Source organism: Agromyces luteolus, from assembly GCF_009729855.1.
GTDB lineage: Bacteria > Actinomycetota > Actinomycetes > Actinomycetales > Microbacteriaceae > Agromyces > Agromyces luteolus.
Genome location: NZ_WODA01000004.1, coordinates 14501 through 30578, shown reverse-complemented (window position 1 = coordinate 30578; position 16078 = coordinate 14501). Strand labels below are relative to the sequence as shown.

General features: G+C 72.1%; 17 protein-coding genes. 13 read left to right on the top strand and 4 right to left on the bottom strand.

Going from position 1 to position 16078, the window contains the following annotated elements:
• Positions 1–6: 6 nt before the first annotated feature.
• From GLX25_RS03025 to GLX25_RS03010, 4 genes are read left to right on the top strand one after another with little or no spacing between them, the layout of a single operon-like run.
• Positions 7–1182, top strand: coding sequence for an acyl-CoA dehydrogenase family protein (locus tag GLX25_RS03025; RefSeq protein WP_166548396.1), 1176 nt, complete (start codon positions 7–9; stop codon positions 1180–1182).
• A gap of 14 nt (positions 1183–1196) precedes the next feature.
• The gene (locus GLX25_RS03020; protein WP_166548395.1) at positions 1197–2405 is read left to right on the top strand and encodes an acetyl-CoA C-acetyltransferase; all 1209 of its coding nucleotides are present in this window, start codon (positions 1197–1199) and stop codon (positions 2403–2405) included.
• An 11-nt stretch (positions 2406–2416) separates the two neighbouring features.
• Entirely contained in the window at positions 2417–4621 is a 2205-nt protein-coding gene (locus GLX25_RS03015; RefSeq protein ID WP_155840741.1) for a 3-hydroxyacyl-CoA dehydrogenase NAD-binding domain-containing protein, read from the top strand.
• A gap of 10 nt (positions 4622–4631) precedes the next feature.
• Positions 4632–5621 carry an NAD(P)H-dependent flavin oxidoreductase gene (locus tag GLX25_RS03010; protein WP_166548394.1) on the top strand — a complete coding sequence of 330 codons (990 nt, stop codon included), beginning with the start codon at positions 4632–4634 and terminating at the stop codon, positions 5619–5621.
• A 37-nt stretch (positions 5622–5658) separates the two neighbouring features.
• Here the strand turns inward: GLX25_RS03010 and GLX25_RS03005 are convergent, their stop codons facing one another.
• Entirely contained in the window at positions 5659–6291 is a 633-nt protein-coding gene (locus GLX25_RS03005) for a TetR/AcrR family transcriptional regulator (RefSeq protein ID WP_155840739.1), read from the bottom strand.
• Between the two features lie 65 nt (positions 6292–6356).
• Between GLX25_RS03005 and GLX25_RS18445 the strand changes: the two genes are divergently transcribed.
• The 7 genes from GLX25_RS18445 (at position 6357) to GLX25_RS02970 (ending at position 10730) form a co-directional block, all read left to right on the top strand.
• Positions 6357–6713: a three-helix bundle dimerization domain-containing protein gene (locus GLX25_RS18445; RefSeq protein WP_205719812.1), complete on the top strand. Its 357-nt coding sequence runs from the start codon at positions 6357–6359 to the stop codon at positions 6711–6713.
• 83 nt (positions 6714–6796) lie between these two features.
• Complete coding sequence (locus GLX25_RS02995) at positions 6797–7297, top strand: bifunctional nuclease family protein (RefSeq protein WP_155840738.1); 501 nt, start codon at positions 6797–6799, stop codon at positions 7295–7297.
• 74 nt (positions 7298–7371) lie between these two features.
• The gene (locus tag GLX25_RS02990; protein ID WP_155840737.1) at positions 7372–8301 is read left to right on the top strand and encodes a bile acid:sodium symporter family protein; all 930 of its coding nucleotides are present in this window, start codon (positions 7372–7374) and stop codon (positions 8299–8301) included.
• Positions 8302–8310: 9 nt separating this feature from the next.
• On the top strand, positions 8311–9201 hold the full coding sequence (locus GLX25_RS02985; protein WP_155840736.1) for a potassium channel family protein: 891 nt from the start codon (positions 8311–8313) through the stop codon (positions 9199–9201).
• 34 nt (positions 9202–9235) lie between these two features.
• Entirely contained in the window at positions 9236–9475 is a 240-nt protein-coding gene (locus tag GLX25_RS02980) for a DUF2191 domain-containing protein (protein ID WP_155840735.1), read from the top strand.
• Entirely contained in the window at positions 9472–9909 is a 438-nt protein-coding gene (locus GLX25_RS02975) for a TA system VapC family ribonuclease toxin (protein ID WP_155840734.1), read from the top strand. The genes GLX25_RS02980 and GLX25_RS02975 overlap by 4 nt, the downstream gene beginning before the upstream one ends.
• Positions 9910–9935: 26 nt before the next feature.
• Complete coding sequence (locus tag GLX25_RS02970; RefSeq protein ID WP_155840733.1) at positions 9936–10730, top strand: alpha/beta fold hydrolase; 795 nt, start codon at positions 9936–9938, stop codon at positions 10728–10730.
• 113 nt (positions 10731–10843) lie between these two features.
• On the opposite strand, the gene GLX25_RS02965 is transcribed toward GLX25_RS02970, so the two are convergent.
• The 3 genes from GLX25_RS02965 to GLX25_RS02955 all read right to left on the bottom strand — a co-directional run bounded on the left by GLX25_RS02965 (position 10844) and on the right by GLX25_RS02955 (position 13096).
• Positions 10844–11188: a CHY zinc finger protein gene (locus tag GLX25_RS02965; RefSeq protein WP_155840732.1), complete on the bottom strand. Its 345-nt coding sequence runs from the start codon at positions 11186–11188 to the stop codon at positions 10844–10846.
• 44 nt (positions 11189–11232) lie between these two features.
• Positions 11233–11964 carry a DUF6518 family protein gene (locus tag GLX25_RS02960; RefSeq protein ID WP_155840731.1) on the bottom strand — a complete coding sequence of 244 codons (732 nt, stop codon included), beginning with the start codon at positions 11962–11964 and terminating at the stop codon, positions 11233–11235.
• A gap of 148 nt (positions 11965–12112) precedes the next feature.
• Positions 12113–13096 carry a calcium/sodium antiporter gene (locus GLX25_RS02955; RefSeq protein WP_155840730.1) on the bottom strand — a complete coding sequence of 328 codons (984 nt, stop codon included), beginning with the start codon at positions 13094–13096 and terminating at the stop codon, positions 12113–12115.
• A 109-nt stretch (positions 13097–13205) separates the two neighbouring features.
• Here GLX25_RS02955 and GLX25_RS02950 point away from each other — a divergent pair, with 109 nt between their 5' ends.
• Together GLX25_RS02950 and GLX25_RS02945 are read left to right on the top strand one after the other, a co-directional pair.
• Positions 13206–14129, top strand: coding sequence for an oxygenase MpaB family protein (locus GLX25_RS02950; RefSeq protein WP_155840729.1), 924 nt, complete (start codon positions 13206–13208; stop codon positions 14127–14129).
• Positions 14130–14235: 106 nt separating this feature from the next.
• Positions 14236–16077, top strand: coding sequence for a gluzincin family metallopeptidase (locus tag GLX25_RS02945; RefSeq protein ID WP_155840728.1), 1842 nt, complete (start codon positions 14236–14238; stop codon positions 16075–16077).
• Position 16078: the final 1 nt, after the last annotated feature.

The window sequence follows — 16078 nt, the reverse complement described above, 5'->3', positions numbered from 1 at the left end:
CGAGACATGCCCCAGACGTCTCTCCAGGCGGCGGACCGCGTCCGCACCGTCTACGAGGAGGAGCACGAGCAGTTCCGCGAGATGGTGCGCGACTTCGTCGAGCGCTACGCCCGCCCGAACGCCGAGCGGTGGGAGGCGGAGGGCAAGGTCGACCGCTGGCTGTTCGAGAAGGCCGCCGAGACCGGCATCCTGGGCTTCACCGTCCCCGAGGAGTTCGGCGGCGGCGGCACCGACGACTTCCGCTTCAACGCGGTCATGGGGGAGGAACTCGCCCGCAATCCGGTCTCCGACGGCATGGCCGGCATCGCGCTCTCGAACGACATCGTGATCCCGTACTTCCTCGAGCTCACCGACGACGAGCAGAAGCGCCGCTGGCTGCCCGGCATCGCCGCCGGCACCCTCATCACGGCCGTCGCGATGACCGAGCCCGGCACGGGCAGCGACCTCGCCGGCATCCGCACCAGCGCGGTGCGCGACGGCGACCACTACGTCGTCAACGGCAGCAAGATCTTCATCTCGAACGGGCAGAACGCCGACCTCGTGGTCACCGCGGTCCGCACCGGGTCCGACCCGCACAAGGGCCTCAGCCTCCTCGTCATCGAGGCCGACACCCCGGGCTTCTCGCGCGGCCGCAACCTCGACAAGGTCGGCCTGCACGCGCAGGACACCAGCGAGCTCGTCTTCGAGAACGTCCGGGTGCCCGCCGCGAACCTCCTCGGCGCCGAGGGCCAGGGCTTCCTGGGCCTCATGCGCAACCTCCCGCAGGAGCGCCTCTCGATCGCGGCCGCCGCGGCCGCCTCGAGCGAGGGCGTCATCGAGCGCGCGATGACCTACGTGAAGGAGCGGCAGGCGTTCGGCCGTCCGGTCGCCACGTTCCAGAACACCCGGTTCGAGCTCGCCGACATGTTCACGGCGACGCAGGTGAGCCGGGCCTACATCGACCAGTGCATCGCGCGCCACTCGCGCGGCGAGCTCTCGGCAGAGGATGCCGCGGCCGCGAAGTACTGGACGACCGAGCAGTACGTGCAGATCGTCAATCGCTGCCTGCAGCTGTACGGCGGCTACGGCTACATGCGCGAGTACCGGATCGCGCGCGACTACGAGGACGCGCGGATCACGACCATCTACGGCGGCACGACCGAGATCATGAAGGAGATCGTCGGTCGGAGCCTGGGCCTGTGAACGGAAGGAACGACGTGGGCGAGGCATACATCTACGACGCCGTGCGCACCCCCCGCGGGAAGAACCGCGGCGGGGCGCTGCACGGGACCAAGCCGGTCGACCTCGTGGTCGGCCTGATCGACGCGCTCCTCGAGCGCAACCCCGGGCTCGACCCGGCGGCGGTCGACGACATCGTGCTCGGCGTCGTCTCGCCGATCGGCGAGCAGGGCGGCGACATCGCGCGCACCGCGGCGCTCGTCGCAGGGCTGCCCGAATCGGTCGCGGGCGTGCAGCTCAACCGCTTCTGCGCGTCCGGCCTCGAGGCCGTGAACACCGCGGCGCAGAAGGTCGCATCAGGGTTCGAGGACCTGATCCTCGCCGGCGGCGTCGAGTCGATGTCGCGTGTGCCGATCGGTTCCGACGGCGGCGCGTACGTGCAGGACCCGACGACGAACTACGACCTCTACTTCGTGCCGCAGGGCATCGGCGCCGACCTCATCGCGACGATCGAGGGCTTCAGCCGCGAGGAGGTCGACGCGTTCGCGACCGAGTCGCAGCGACGGGCCGAGGCGGCGTGGGAGCAGGGCTTCTTCTCCGGCTCGGTCGTCCCCGTGACGGACCAGAACGGCGTGACGCTTCTCGACACCGACGAGCACCGCCGCCCGGGTTCGACCGTCGAGTCGCTCGGCGCGCTCCAGCCGGCCTTCGCCGGCGTCGGTGACCAGGCCGGCTACGACGCGGTCGCGCTGCAGAAGTACCACGCGGTCGAGCGCGTCTCGCACGTGCACACCGCGGGCAACTCGTCGGGCATCGTCGACGGCGCCGCGCTCCTCGTCATCGGATCGAAGGAGGTGGGCGAGCGCTTCGGCCTCACGCCGCGCGCCCGCATCGTGGCGACCGCGGTCACCGGCTCGGAGCCCACCATCATGCTCACCGGCCCGACCCCCGCCACGCGCAAGGCGCTCGATAAGGCGGGGCTGGATGTCTCCGACATCGACCTCTTCGAACTGAACGAGGCGTTCGCGTCGGTCGTCATGAAATGGATGAAGGACCTCGACATCCCGCACGAGAAGGTCAACGTCAACGGCGGCGCGATCGCGATGGGCCACCCGCTCGGCGCGACGGGCGCGATGATCCTCGGCACGCTCCTCGACGAGCTGGAGCGCCGGGACCGGCGGCGCGGGCTCGCGACGCTCTGCGTCGGCGCGGGCATGGGCATCGCCACGATCATCGAGCGGGTGTGAGGAAGAGGGACATGAGCAGCATCGCACTGGACACCGAGACCGCCGAGACCGAGGTCTACACCGGCTACGCGTGGGAGCGCGACGAGGACGGCATCGTCACCGTGACGATGGACGACCCCGACAGCAGCGTGAACACGATGAACGCCCACTTCACCGCGGCGCTCGAGGCGACCGTCGACCGGCTCGAGGCCGAGCGCGACGACATCACGGGCGTGATCCTCGCCTCGGCGAAGAGGAGCTGGTTCGCCGGCGGCGACCTCAACCTCCTCCGCGCCGCCGACCCGGCGAAGTCGGCCGAGGAGACCGCGCACATCGACCGGGTCAAGCACCTCATGCGCCGGCTCGAGGTCGTCGGCAAGCCGGTCGTAGCGGCCCTCAACGGCACCGCCCTCGGCGGCGGCTACGAGGTCGCACTGCTCGCCCACCACCGCATCGCGGTCGACGCGAAGGGCGTGCAGTTCGGCGTGCCCGAGGTCTCGCTCGGACTGCTGCCCGGCGGCGGCGGCATCACGCGCCTCGTCCGCATGCTCGGTCTGCAGCGCGCGCTCTCCGAGGTGATCCTGCCGGCGACGAAGTTCTCGCCGTCCGACGCGCTCGCCGTGGGCCTCGTCGACGAGCTCGTCTCGTCGCCCGACGAGCTCGACGCGGCCGCGCGCGCCTGGATCGCCGCGAACCCCGCCCCGGCGAAGCCGTGGGACGAGAAGGGCTTCAAACTCCCCGGCGGTGCGCCGACCTCGCCCGGCGTCGCCGGGATGCTCGCCGCGATGCCCGCCATGCTGCGCAAGCAGCTGAAGGGCGCGCCGCTGCCCGCGCCCCGCGCGGCGATGGCCGCCGCCGTCGAGGGCGCCTACGTCGACTTCGAGACCGCCTCGAAGGTCGAGACCCGCTACCTCGTCGAGCTCACGCACGGGCAGGTCGCGAAGAACATGATCAAGGCGTTCTTCTTCGACCTGCAGCACATCAACGCGGGCGGCAGCCGCCCCGACGGGTACCCGAAGTTCGCCGCGCGCAAGGTCGGCGTCATCGGCGCGGGCATGATGGGCGCCGCGATCGCGTACGTGTCGGCGAAGGCCGGCATCGAGGTCGTGCTGAAGGATGTCTCGCTCGAGGCCGCCGAGAAGGGCAAGGACTACTCCCGGGCCCTCGAGGAGAAGGCGCTCGCGCGCGGGAAGACCACGGCCGAGCGCAGCGCCGAGCTGCTGTCGCGGATCACCGCGACCGCCGACCCGGCCGACTTCGCGGGCGTCGACTTCGTCATCGAGGCGGTCTTCGAGTCCGTGGCCGTGAAGCAGGGCGTGTTCCAGGAGATCCAGGACATCGTCGAACCCGACGCCGTCCTCGGCTCCAACACCTCGACGCTGCCGATCACGCTGCTCTCCGAGGGCGTGACGCGCACCGACGACTTCATCGGCATCCACTTCTTCTCACCGGTCGACAAGATGCCGCTCGTCGAGATCGTCCGAGGGAGGAACACGAGCGACGAGGTGCTCGCGAAGACCTTCGACTACGTCCAGCAGATCCGGAAGACCCCGATCGTCGTCAACGACCAGCGCGGGTTCTTCACCTCGCGCGTGATCGGCGAGGTCATGGCCGAGGCGGTCGCTGCCGTCGGCGAGGGCGTCGAGCCGGCGTCCGTCGAGCAGGCGGCGCTCCAGGCGGGCTACCCGGCCGGCGCGCTGCAGCTCTTCGACGAGCTCACGCTGTCGCTCACGCAGAAGATCCGCCACGAGACCGAGGCGGCGGTGCTCGCCGAGGGCGGCGAGGTCCGCACTCACCCGTCGCACGCCGTGATCGACTGGATGGTCGACGACGTGCAGCGGCCGGGTCGTCGGGCCGGGCAGGGCTTCTACGACTACGACGAGAACGGCAGGCGCGTCGGCATCTGGCCGGGCCTGCGGGAGAAGTACGAGTCGGGCTCGACGGTGCTCCCGCTGAAGGACCTGCAGGAGCGCATGCTCTTCGCCGAGGCGATCGACACGGTCCGCTGCCTCGACTCCGGAGTGCTCACGAGCGTGCCCGACGCGAACATCGGCTCGATCTACGGCATCGGCTTCCCGGCCTGGACGGGCGGCGTGCTGCAGTACGTGAACCAGTACGAGGGCGGGCTGCCCGGCTTCGTCGCACGCTGCTACGAGCTTGCGGCGGCGTACGGCGACCGGTTCCTGCCGCCGGCCTCGCTCGTCGCGAAGGCCGAATCCGGCGAGACCTACGAGTAGGAGGCGCAACGTGCTCTCGAACAGGTTCACCGAGGCGCTCGGCATCGAGCACCCGATCGTCCAGGGCGGCATGATGTGGGTGGGCCGCGCGGAGCTCGCGGCGGCCGTGTCCGAGGCGGGCGGCCTCGGCATCATCACCGCGCTCACGCAGCCGACCCCGGCCGACCTGGTGAAGGAGGTGGAGCGCGCCCGGCGGCTCACCGACAAGCCGATCGGCGTGAACCTCACGATCCTGCCGTCGATCAACCCGCCGCCGTACGACGAGTACCGCCGGGCGATCGTCGACGCCGGCGTCACGATCGTGGAGACCGCGGGCTCGAGCCCCGAGCCGCACATGGAGATGTTCCAGCAGCACGGCATCCGGGTCATCCACAAGTGCACGAGCGTGCGGCACGCGCTGAAGGCCGAACGGCTCGGCGTGACCGCCGTGTCGATCGACGGCTTCGAGTGCGCCGGCCACCCCGGCGAGGACGACGTCCCCGGACTCGTCCTCATCCCGGCCGCGGCCGACGCGCTGACGATCCCGTTCATCGCCTCGGGCGGGTTCGCCGACGGGCGCGGCCTCGCGGCCGCGCTCGCGCTCGGCGCCGACGGCGTGAACATGGGCTCGCGGTTCATGTGCACGGTCGAGTCGCCCATCTCCGACACCGTGAAGCAACGGATCGTCGACGCCACCGAGCTCGACACCAACCTCATCTTCCGCAGCCTCCGCAACACGGCGCGCGTCGCCAAGAACGCGGTGAGCGACGAGGTCGTCGAGATCCTCGCGAACGGCGGGCGGTTCCCCGACGTGCAGCCGCTCGTCGCCGGTGCCCGCGGCCGGAAGGTCTTCGAGGAGGGAGACCTCGACGCCGGGATCTGGACGGTCGGACTCGTCCAGGGCCTCATCCGCGACATCCCGACGGCGGGCGAGGTGGTGCGCCGCACGGTCGCCGACGCGGAGGAGGTGCTCCGGAGCCGGCTCTCGCTCTTCGGCGAGCCGGTCGGGGCGATGTCCTAGCCGCGGCCCCCGGCGGCAGGGCGACGGCGCCGGCGACCTACGCGGTCGCCGGCGCCATCCCGTACCTGACCATGTCCTGCGTCGCGCGCACGAGGTCGTCGAGCGTACGGTGCCGCGGGTTCCACCACTCCGCCGCCCAGTTCATCGCGCCGAGCAGGAGCATGCGCGTCACCGTGATGTCGAGATCGGAGCGGAGTTGCCCGGCGTCCATCGCGGCCGTGAACAGGTCGCGCCAGAGGCGCGCGTACGCGGCCTCCTCGGCGGCGGCCTTCGCCCGAAGCCCTTCGGGCACCTGGTTGGCGTTGCGGATCGACGCGGTCGTGTAGTCGGAGATGAGCAGCTCGTAGCGCAGGTGCGCCTCCACGGCCGTCAGGATGCGGTCGAGCGGCGACGTCTCGGCGGGGAGCGCCTCGAGCTCGGCGACGACGTGCGCGTGCACGCGGGCCGCGCCGACCCACATGACCTCCTCGATGAGCTCGTCACGCGAGGCGAAGTGGTAGTAGATCGTCGGCGCCTGCAACTGCGCGTGCGCGGCGACGTCGGCGAGCCGTGTTCCGGCATAGCCCTTGCGGCTCAGCACGTGCGCCGCGGCGTCGAGGATGCGCTCGCGCGTGCGCGCCGACTTGCTCGTCGGCGCCTCGGCCGCGCGGCGCTCCGTCGTCTCCGCCATGATTTCGAATTCTAGTTAGATTCCATGCGCTTGCACAGCGCGACGCGACGGCGCACACTGCATCCATGACCACTGAGGCCGATGAACAGCAGGCCGTCGAGCACGTCGTCGCCCGCCTGCTGGAGCGCTTCCCCTCCCTCACCGAGGGCCACATCCACGTCATCGTCGACGAGGAGCACCACCGGTTCGACGGTCGACCGGTCCGCGACTTCGTCCCCGTGCTCGTCGAGCGCGCGGCGCGCAAGCGCCTCTCGACGGAGGCGCCGAGCGTGCACCTCGAGCCGGACGCCGCCGAGCTCGCCGCGGCCGACGAGGTGCGCCGGACGGACGGAGCCGAGGCCGATCCGATGGAGGTGACCCGACGCGGCGATGCGGAAGGGGGCGACTTCCTCTTCGGCGACCTGGGCGGCCGGAGGGCCTGAGCCCGACGGGACCTTCCGCCGGTGGCGCCGGGCCGTCCGACGTACGATGGCGGGACCACGCCCGACCACGAACGGGAGGCGCCATGGTCCAGGTCCGCGTCCTCGGGATCGCGCTCGACGCCGCCCGGCAGCACATCGTCCTGCTGAAACCGCTCGGCGAGGAGTCGGCCGAAGGGCGCGTGCTGCCGATCTGGATCGGCGAGCAGGAGGCGACCTCCATCCTCATCGCGCTGGGCGGGGACCACGCCCCGCGGCCGCTCACGCACGACCTGCTCGTCACCCTCATCGAGGCGGTCGGCGGCAACCTGGAGCGCATCGACGTGACCCGCATCGAGGAGGGCACGTTCTACGCGGAGCTCACGCTGGTCACGCCCACGGGCCCGCTCGTGATCGACTCGCGACCGTCCGACGCCATCGGCATGGCGGTGCGCATCGACGCGCCGCTCTTCGTCGCCGACGCGGTCATGGATGACGCGGGGATCCCTGCCGAGATGGTCGAGCACCACGACAGCGAGGACGAGGAGAAGCTCGAGGAGTTCAAGAAGTTCCTCGACGACGTCGACCCGGAGGACTTCCAGGGCTGATCGGCCCGAGCGCGTGACACGACGCGCCCGCGCACTCCAGACTGTGAGGCACCGTCTTCACGAAGGAGTGATCAATGGGTCCACTGACGACGATCGGCTTGCCGGTCGCCTTGGGCGTCATCATGTTCGGCCTCGGCCTCAGCCTGACCCCGCGCGACTTCGCGCGGGTCGCGACGCAGCCGAAGGCGGTGATCGTCGCCCTCGCCTGCCAGCTGCTCCTGCTGCCGGCCGCCTGCTTCGGGCTCGTGCTCCTCTTCGACCTGCCGCCGGTGCTCGCGGTCGGCATGATGCTGCTCGCCGCGTCGCCGGGCGGGACGACCGCGAACCTGTACTCGCACCTGTTCCGCGGCGACGTCGCCCTGAACATCTCGCTGACGGCGCTCAACTCGGTGATCGCCGTGTTCACGCTGCCCCTCATCGCGAACCTCTCGATCGCGTACTTCCTCCCCGGCGACGACGGGCTCGGCCTCCAGCTCGCGAAGACGATCGAGGTGTTCGCGATCGTGCTGCTCCCCGTCGTCGCGGGCATGCTGGTGCGTCGCTGGAAGCCCGCGTTCGCGGACCGGATGGATCGCCCGGTCCGGATCGCCTCGATCGTGATCCTCGTCGTCGTGATCGCGGGTGCGATCGCCTCGAACCTCGAACTGCTCGTCGACAACTTCGGCCGGCTCGCGGGCATCACGGTGCTCTTCTGCCTGCTGAGCCTCGGGATCGGCTACCTCGTGCCGAGGCTCCTGCGGGTGGAGCGGCGCCAGGCGATCGCGAGCTCGTTCGAGATCGGCATCCACAACGCGACCCTCGCGATCGTCATCGCGCAGACCGTGATCGGCAGCGTCGAGATGAGCCTGCCCGCCGCGGTGTACGGCGTGCTCATGTTCTTCGTCGCGCTCGGCTTCGGCTTCCTGATCCGGGGCAGGGGGGCGGATGCCGCGGCCGCGCCGGCCACGGCGACCGCGACGGCCGACGGGGCGGACGAGCCCGGGCCACGCCGCGCCCGCTCGTAGCATGGGCGGGTGAGCGTGCTGTGGATCGTCGCCGGGGTCGTCCTCATGGTGGTCGGGCTCGATGAGGTCTTCCACACCGTGCTGCATCCGACCGGGCGCGGGCGCCTCTCGCATCTCGCCGCCCGCTCGACGTGGGCGCTGACCTCTCGACTCGGCCGGCGCGGACGCACCGTCGCCGGGCCGGTCGCCGCGGTGGCGGTCGTCACGGTCTGGGCTGCGCTCCAGGTCGTGGGCTGGGCGCTCGTGTACCTGCCGTTCGTCCCGGACGGGTTCGAGTACAACCCGGGCATCGACGTGCAGGCGTACCCGGCGATCGTCGAGGCGTTCTACTTCTCGACCGTGAGCATGTCCACCCTGGGGCTCGGCGACGTCTACCCGACCGATCCGTGGCTGCGGGTGTTCGCTCCGCTGCAGGGGCTGATCGGCTTCGCCCTGCTCACCGCCGCGGTCGCCTGGTTCCTCCAGCTCTACCCGGACCTCGGCCGTCGGCGCACCCTCGCGCTCCGCATCGCGCTCATCCAGCGGGCCGACACCGCCGGTCACCTCCTCAACATGGAGTCGGCCACCTCGAGCGGACTGCTCGACTCGCTCACCGCCGACCTCGCCCAGTCGCGAGTGGACGTGTGGCAGAACTCCGAGTCGCACTACTTCACCGAGGCGGAGGAGACGACCTCGCTCGCCGCGCAACTGCCGTACGCCCTGCACCTGGCCAGGCTCGCCCGGCGCTCGTCGGACCGGACCGTCCGCAACAGCGGGCAGATGCTCGAGGAGGCGATCGACGACTTCGCCGAGGTGCTCCGCGACCGCTTCATGCGGACCGGGGGCGACACCGAGGCGATCCTGCGCGAGTACGCGAAGCAGCACCGCCAGCGCCCGACCTTCGATGAGGCGATGCGGTGATGCTGTGATGCGGTGATGCGTGTAGCATGGATGCATGCGGACGACGCTCGAGCTGGATGACCGGATGCTTCGCGCCGCGCGCGCGCTGGCCGAACGGCAAGGCGTCTCACTGGGTGCCGCGGTCTCCGACCTGGCATTGCGGGGGCTCGAGGTCGGTGGGAGCGCGGCAGGCGCGACTGGGGCGGCACCGGCGGGGTTCCCCCTGATTCCGATCGGTCCCATCGACCACGTCATCACCGACGACATCGTGGCCGAGTTCCGCGACGAGGCATGACCGGGCCCGCGACGTTCCTGCTCGACGCGAACGTGCTGCTCGCGCTCGCCTCGACGCAGCACGTGCACCACGGAGCCGCGCATCGCTGGTTCGGCGAGGTCACCGCCTGGGCGACCACCCCGATCACCGAGACGGCGTTCGTCCGGTTGGTGTCCAACCCCGCGGTGGTCGGGGCCGAGGTCCCTCCGAACCAGGCCGTCGCCCTGCTACAGCGCCTCTGCGAGTGGCCCGGTCATCGCTTCATCGCCGACGATGCGCGGCTGGTCGGCGCGACGATCGACCGCGTCGCGATGATCGGTCATCGTCAGGTCACGGACTTCCATCTCGTCGCCCTCGCGGCACGCAATTCGACGATGCTTGCGACGTTCGACGCGAAGCTGTCCGCCGCACTCTCCGACGACGACCGGCGGCACCTGCACCTCGTCGCCCCATGAACGCCAGGCGCGGCAGAATGGCCGACATGGATGCCGCGTTCCCCACCCTGACCGACATGCCCGCGCCGCAGTTCGTCATGTCGGGGGAGGGGCGCCGCATCGCGACGTACTCGTGGGGCGAGGAGGACGCGCCGACCGTACTGTGCGTGCACGGGTTCGCGTCGAGCTGCCGCGACAACTGGGTGAGCACCGGCTGGGTGCGGGACCTGCTGCGAGCCGGGTATCGCGTGCTCGGCGTCGACCAGCGCGGCCACGGGGCGAGCGACACGCCGCACGAGGCATCCGCCTACGGCATGGACGCGTTCGTCGACGACCTCGTGACGGTCCTCGACACCTACCTCGTCGACACCGTGCGCTACGTCGGGTACTCGCTCGGCGCCCGCGTCGGCTGGCAGGCCGCCGTGCAGGTGCCCCAGCGCATCGAGCGCGCGGTGCTCGGCGGCATCCCCGACGGCCGGCCGCTCGCCCGCATGCAGATCGAGCAGGCGCGCGCGTACGCCGAGCACCGCACGCCCGTCGACGATCCGGTCACCCGGAACTACGTGACGCTCGCCGAGCGTGTCGCCGGCAACGACCTGCTCGCGCTCGTCGCGCTCGCCGAGGGCATGCGGGCGGGCGATGCCGACCCCGACCCGACGAACCCGCCGCCGCAGCCGATCCTCTTCGCGACCGGCACCGAGGACGCGATCATCGAGCAGTCGCGCGCGCTCGCCACGGCGACGCCGAGCGGGTCGTTCGCAGAGATCCCGGGCCGACACCACTTCAACGCGCCGGGCTCGAGGGAGTTCCGGCGCGCGGCGATCAGGTTCCTCGCGGGCTGAGCCCTGGCGGACTGAGCCCTGGCGGGCTGAGCCCTGTCGGACTGAGCCCTGTCGGCCTGAGCCCTCGCGGGCCGAGCCCTCTCGGCCCGACCCCAGCGGTGAGCCGCGGCGCCTCAGCCCTCGGTCTCGAAGTAGAGGTGCGTGTGCAGCCGGCAGCGCGGGTTGAACGCCGCGCGGCACTCGGGGCACGCGTCGACCTCGAGGTAGGTCGCGATCGGCAGTTCGGCACCGCAGGCGCCGCAGAGGATGGCGCGCGCGTCGCGCTCGCCGAGCGGCCACTGCCGGGCCGGATGCCCTGCGGCCTCCTCGTGGCACAGGTGGCACGGGTAGTACTCGCCGCAGCACGCGAAGCGGATCGCGACGATGTCGACGTCGGTGCGGTAGTGCACGCAGCGGGTCTCGTCGTCGACGACCGCGCCGAGCACGCGGGGTCGTGCGGGCGGGCCGTCGTGCGTCATGCCCTCCATCATCGCCGACGACGCGCGTCGAGGTGCCGGAGGGCTCAGCCCCGGAACACCAGGATCGGCAGCAGCACGAACGCCGACCAGAACAGTCCGGCGACGAGCAGGGTGCCCGTGAGCGCCACGAGCGCCAGGCCCCACGGACGCGCGCGCAGGGCGCCTGCGACCAGCACGCCCGCTCCGAGCACGAGTTCGATCCACCACCACACGCCGCTGGTGGTGTCGGCGACGACGGTGAGCCCGTACACGCCCTCGCCGACGAGCACGCCGGCGAGCACCGACGTTCCGAGCACGAGTTGCATGCCGCGCCGCCGCATCGCGTGCGCCGCGCACCCGATCACCGGGCCCGCGAGCGCGCCGATGATCGCCCAGGTCGTGGGGTCGAATGCGATGCCGCGCCACCCGGATGCCACGGCGTAGCCGAGCGTCAGCGCGACGAATCCGCCGGCGCCCGCGACGGCCGCCTCGGGGTAGCCGCGCGCGAGGAGCAGGACGAGGATCGCGGTCGGGACCGTCCAGCCGCCGGCCGAGTTCGCCAGCGACGCCGTCTCCGGGGGGAGCACCAACTGACCCCACGAGGTCAGCCCGCCGAGCACGAACGCGATCGCGGCGACCAGCAGGATGCGTCGGGCGGCGGCGAACCACGGATGGCGGGGCGCACGGGCCGTGGCCGGGGGCGCCGCGCCGCCGGGCGCCATGCCGCCGGGCGCGACGGCGTGGGGTGCGCCCGCACCGGGGATCGGGACGGGAGTCGGACCCGCGCGTCGTGCCATGACAGGCACGGTAGACGCGATCGGCCGGCCCCGCGTCATCCGCTCGGGTGACTCGCAGGAGGTCGTGACCGCACCGTGACCGTGCCCGCGGCGCCCCGGCGCCCGGTGCAGGAACCCGCCCCGGCACCCGCGCCCCGCCCCGCCGCGTTCAGGCCCGGAACAGGAGCAGCGTCGTCAGGTACGCGAGGTAGGCGACGACGAACACCGCGCCCTCGATCCGCTGCATCCGCCGACCGGTGAGGAAGACCGGGATGCACGCGACGGTCGCCGCCACCATGACCGGCAGGTCGATCGTGAGGATCCCCCGGTCGACGCCGATGCCGTCGGCCGGGATCAGGCTCGTGATGCCGAAGATGAACAGGATGTTGAACACGCTGCTGCCGAGGAGGTTGCCCACGGCGATGTCGCGCTCGCGTCGGATGGTCGCGACGATCGCGGTCACGAGCTCGGGCGACGAGGTGCCGATCGCGACGATCGTCAGGCCGATGATCGAGACCGGCACGCCGAAGCCCGCGGCGAGCGCGACCGCACCGTCGACGAGCCAGTCGGCGCCGACGACGACGATGGCGATGCCGGCGACGAGCAGGACCGCGTCGCGCACGGTGCGGGTGCGGGCCGCGGCCGCGGCCACGCGAGCCCGCTGCTCGCCGAACTCCCGTGCGAACTCGGTGCGGGCGGCGAGGCCCTCCCGGCGCGCCGCGCGCACGATGACGGTCGTGTAGACCACCCCGAGCACCACGAGCAGGGCGCCGTCGAAGCGCGTGACGACGCCGTCGGCGCAGAGCAGCAGCAGCGTCACCGCGGCGACCACCATCGCCGGGAGGTCGAGCCGGATCGCGTGCGACCGCAGGGTGAGCGGGCGGATGAGCGCGGCGATCCCGAGGATGAGCAGCAGGTTCAGCGTGTTCGTCCCGACGATGTTGCCGAGGGCGAGCGAGCCGCTGCCCTGCGCGGCCGCGTCGATGCCGATCGCGAGTTCCGGTGCGCTCGTGCCGATCGAGACCACGGTGACGCCGATGACCATCGGCGAGACGCCGAGCCGTGCAGCGAGGCGCGTGCCGCTGCGCACGAGCAGTTCGGCGCCGCCGACGAGCGCGAGCAGGCCCGCGACGAGCAGCACGGAGTCGCCCATCCCGCTCCCTCCGCCGCTCGTCGGTTCGCCGGTCCGTCCGTTCGACAGTAGGGCCTTTCGCAGCGAATCCGCAGGTGCGCGGGCGGTGCCGGCGCCTACCGTCGGAAGCATGGACGGGAGCGGGCGCGACGACGCCGACGCTCGCGCGGGGCACGCGCGGTGGAGTCCGCTGCGTCGTCGCCGCGACGAGCCGCCGGCCTGGACGCGCGCGCTCGCCGAGGGCGAGGACGCCGGGCTGTTCGGCCCGGGAAGCGCCGTGTGGGCGGTCAACGGCGCGCTGCCGACTCTGGTCGCCGGCATCCGCGCACTGCTCCTCCAGACCCTCCACCCGGGCGCGATGGCGGGCGTGCACGACCACTCGCGCTACCGCGAGGACCCGCTCGGACGCCTCGACGGCACCGTGCGGTGGGTCGCGACGACGACGTTCGGCGACCGGCGCGCGGCGGCGGCCGCGTGCGCCGCGGTGTCGCGACTGCACGAGCGGGTCACGGGCACCTACGTCGACGCTCGCGGGGCGGTCCGCGAGTACGCGGCCAACGACGAGGACCTCCTGCGGTGGGTGCACGACGCGTTCACCGAGGCGTTCATCGGCGCGCACGAGCGGTGGGGCGGGCCGATCCCGGGCGGCGCCGACGCGTACGTCCGCGAGTGGGCGGAGGTGGGCCGGCTCATGGGCGTGCGCGAACCGCCGACCTCGCTCGCCGGGCTCCGCGCGGAGCTCGACGGCTTCCTCGCCGACGCCCGGCCGGACGAGCGCGTCGCCGAGGCGGTGCGCTTCCTCCGCCGACCGGGCCTGCCCGGCGTCGTCGGCCGGATCTACCCGATCCTGTTCGGCGGCGCCGTCGCCTCCCTCGGCGCGCGCGAGCGCGACCTGCTCGGGCTGAGGCGGCCGTGGTGGCCGGCGGTCACGCTCACGCGCGTCGTGCTCGCGATCGGCGTGCGCCGGTTCGGGCGGATGTCGCCGAGCGAGCGCAACGCGCGGGCGCGCCTCGCACGGCTCGCGGGCGCGTCGGAGCCGGCGTCGCGCGCCTGAGCCCGCCGGGTCAGGGTCATCCCTGTTGCCGGGGCGGTCGCGGATCGCTAGTTTCGGCCTTAGCACGGCAGCATCATGCGATCCAGCCTTGTCGAGGAGGCCTGCGATGCTCTCCACCCACAACGTGCCCGCCGTCCAGGCACCCGATCGCCGCCTCCTGCGCGCGTTCGCGTTCGATCCCATGAGCTCGCGGCTGAGCGGCCAGTTCCTCACGGTCGACATCCCGTTCGAGGTCGGCCTCAGGCCCGGCCCCGACGGCGAACTCGTCCAGGTCGTCGACTACGACGCGACGCGGCGCCGCTGGTACCACCCGGTCGACCTCGATGATCCGCCGGTGCTCGCCCAGGACGGCCTCCGGCCGTCCGAGAGCGACCCGCGTTCGCACCAGCAGATCGTCTACGCGATCACGATGAGCGTCATCGAGCGCTTCCAGCGCTTCACGGGGCGGCGGTTCCGGTGGCGCGGCGACGACCGGCTCCGGCTCGTGCCGCACGCGTTCTACGGGCGCAACGCCTACTTCGACCCCGATCGCCGCGCGGTGCTGTTCGGCTACTACCGCGCCGACGAGACCGACACGCAGGCGAGCCTGCCGCACCAGCTCATGTTCACGTGCCTCTCGGTCGACATCATCGCCCACGAGGTCACGCACGCGATCGTGCACCGGATGCGGCCGCTCTTCACGATCGCGACGAACTCCGACGTGTTCGCGTTCCACGAGGCGTTCGCCGACCTCGTCGCGCTGTTCCACCACTTCCTCTTCACCGACATCGTCGAGGACTTCGTGGCCGGTTCGCGCAGCGAGCTGTCGGATGCCACGGCCCTGCTCTCGCTCGCCGACGAGTTCGGCCGGTCCACCGGGCGCGGCGGCCCGTTGCGATCGGCGGTCGGCTCGGCGCCCGACCCGGCGGACTTCCACGCCGCGCGCGAGCCGCACCGCCGGGGCGCGATCTTCGTGGCGGCCGTGTTCGACGCGTACCTCGCCACGTACCGGTCGCAGATCGCCGATCTCCGGCGGCTCGCTACCGGCGGCTCGGGCGTGCTGGGCGACGGCGAGCTCTCGCCCGACCTCGTCCACCGCATCGCCGCGGAGGCCGTGAAGAACGCCGACCGGATCCTCGGCATGGTGGTCCGGGGCTTCGACTACCTGCCGGCGGTCGACGTCACGTTCGGCGACGTCGTGCGCGCCGTGATCACGGCCGATCGCGACCTGTTCCCCGACGACCGGATCAACCTCCGCGGCCACCTCGTCGAGGCGCTCCGCCGCCGCGGGATCTTCCCGCCGGGGGTCGTCTCGCTCGCCGACCAGGCGCTGCTCTGGCGCCGGCCGACCGTGCCGCTCAGCCTCACCGCGGGCGAGGCGACGGTCGACCTCGGGCAGCTGATCCTCGACTCGACGATCAAGCTCGACCCGGGGGCGTCCTCGGTCACCGCGGCCGGCAACGCGGCCCGCGAGCGATCCAAGGCCGTGTACGCGCAGACCGTGGGCTGGGCCAAGGCGCATGCCGTCGAGCTCGGCCTCGACCCGGATGCCGGGCGGATCCGGGTGCTCGGCATGCACGTCGGGTTCCAGAGCGCCGCCGACGGGCAGCCCCACCCGAGGATCTTCATCCAGATCGTGCAGCGACGCGAGGACCTCGAGTCCGGCGCCGACCGGGACACGCGCACCCAGCTGCACGCGGCCTGCACGGTCATCGCGAACGTCGACGGCAGCGTCGCCTGGCTGGTGCCGAAGCCGCTGCCGTACACGCGCCCGTCCTCGTTCTCGAAGCTGCCGGAGACCCTGCGCGTGCACGGGCGCGAGCAGCACGCGGCGGGCGTCGCCCGCCTCGAGGCGATCCACGACTGGTTCGACGAGGTCGAGGACGGCGACCCGCTCGCGATCTGGCTCGACGAGCCCGCGGTCGGGCGGCTGACGTTCGCGAGCCTGCACGCACCCGAGGAGGACTGAG

Coding starts and splice junctions, on each gene's coding strand:
- GLX25_RS02960 (WP_155840731.1), bottom strand. CDS start 11,964: ATGGCACGACGCGCGGGTCCGACTCCCGTCCCGATCCCCGGTGCGGGC.
- GLX25_RS02975 (WP_155840734.1), top strand. CDS start 9,472: ATGACCGGGCCCGCGACGTTCCTGCTCGACGCGAACGTGCTGCTCGCG.
- GLX25_RS03005 (WP_155840739.1), bottom strand. CDS start 6,291: ATGGCGGAGACGACGGAGCGCCGCGCGGCCGAGGCGCCGACGAGCAAG.
- GLX25_RS03015 (WP_155840741.1), top strand. CDS start 2,417: ATGAGCAGCATCGCACTGGACACCGAGACCGCCGAGACCGAGGTCTAC.
- GLX25_RS02950 (WP_155840729.1), top strand. CDS start 13,206: ATGGACGGGAGCGGGCGCGACGACGCCGACGCTCGCGCGGGGCACGCG.
- GLX25_RS03025 (WP_166548396.1), top strand. CDS start 7: ATGCCCCAGACGTCTCTCCAGGCGGCGGACCGCGTCCGCACCGTCTAC.
- GLX25_RS02970 (WP_155840733.1), top strand. CDS start 9,936: ATGGATGCCGCGTTCCCCACCCTGACCGACATGCCCGCGCCGCAGTTC.
- GLX25_RS02965 (WP_155840732.1), bottom strand. CDS start 11,188: ATGACGCACGACGGCCCGCCCGCACGACCCCGCGTGCTCGGCGCGGTC.
- GLX25_RS02990 (WP_155840737.1), top strand. CDS start 7,372: ATGGGTCCACTGACGACGATCGGCTTGCCGGTCGCCTTGGGCGTCATC.
- GLX25_RS18445 (WP_205719812.1), top strand. CDS start 6,357: ATGACCACTGAGGCCGATGAACAGCAGGCCGTCGAGCACGTCGTCGCC.
- GLX25_RS02995 (WP_155840738.1), top strand. CDS start 6,797: ATGGTCCAGGTCCGCGTCCTCGGGATCGCGCTCGACGCCGCCCGGCAG.
- GLX25_RS02980 (WP_155840735.1), top strand. CDS start 9,236: ATGCGGACGACGCTCGAGCTGGATGACCGGATGCTTCGCGCCGCGCGC.
- GLX25_RS02945 (WP_155840728.1), top strand. CDS start 14,236: ATGCTCTCCACCCACAACGTGCCCGCCGTCCAGGCACCCGATCGCCGC.
- GLX25_RS02955 (WP_155840730.1), bottom strand. CDS start 13,096: ATGGGCGACTCCGTGCTGCTCGTCGCGGGCCTGCTCGCGCTCGTCGGC.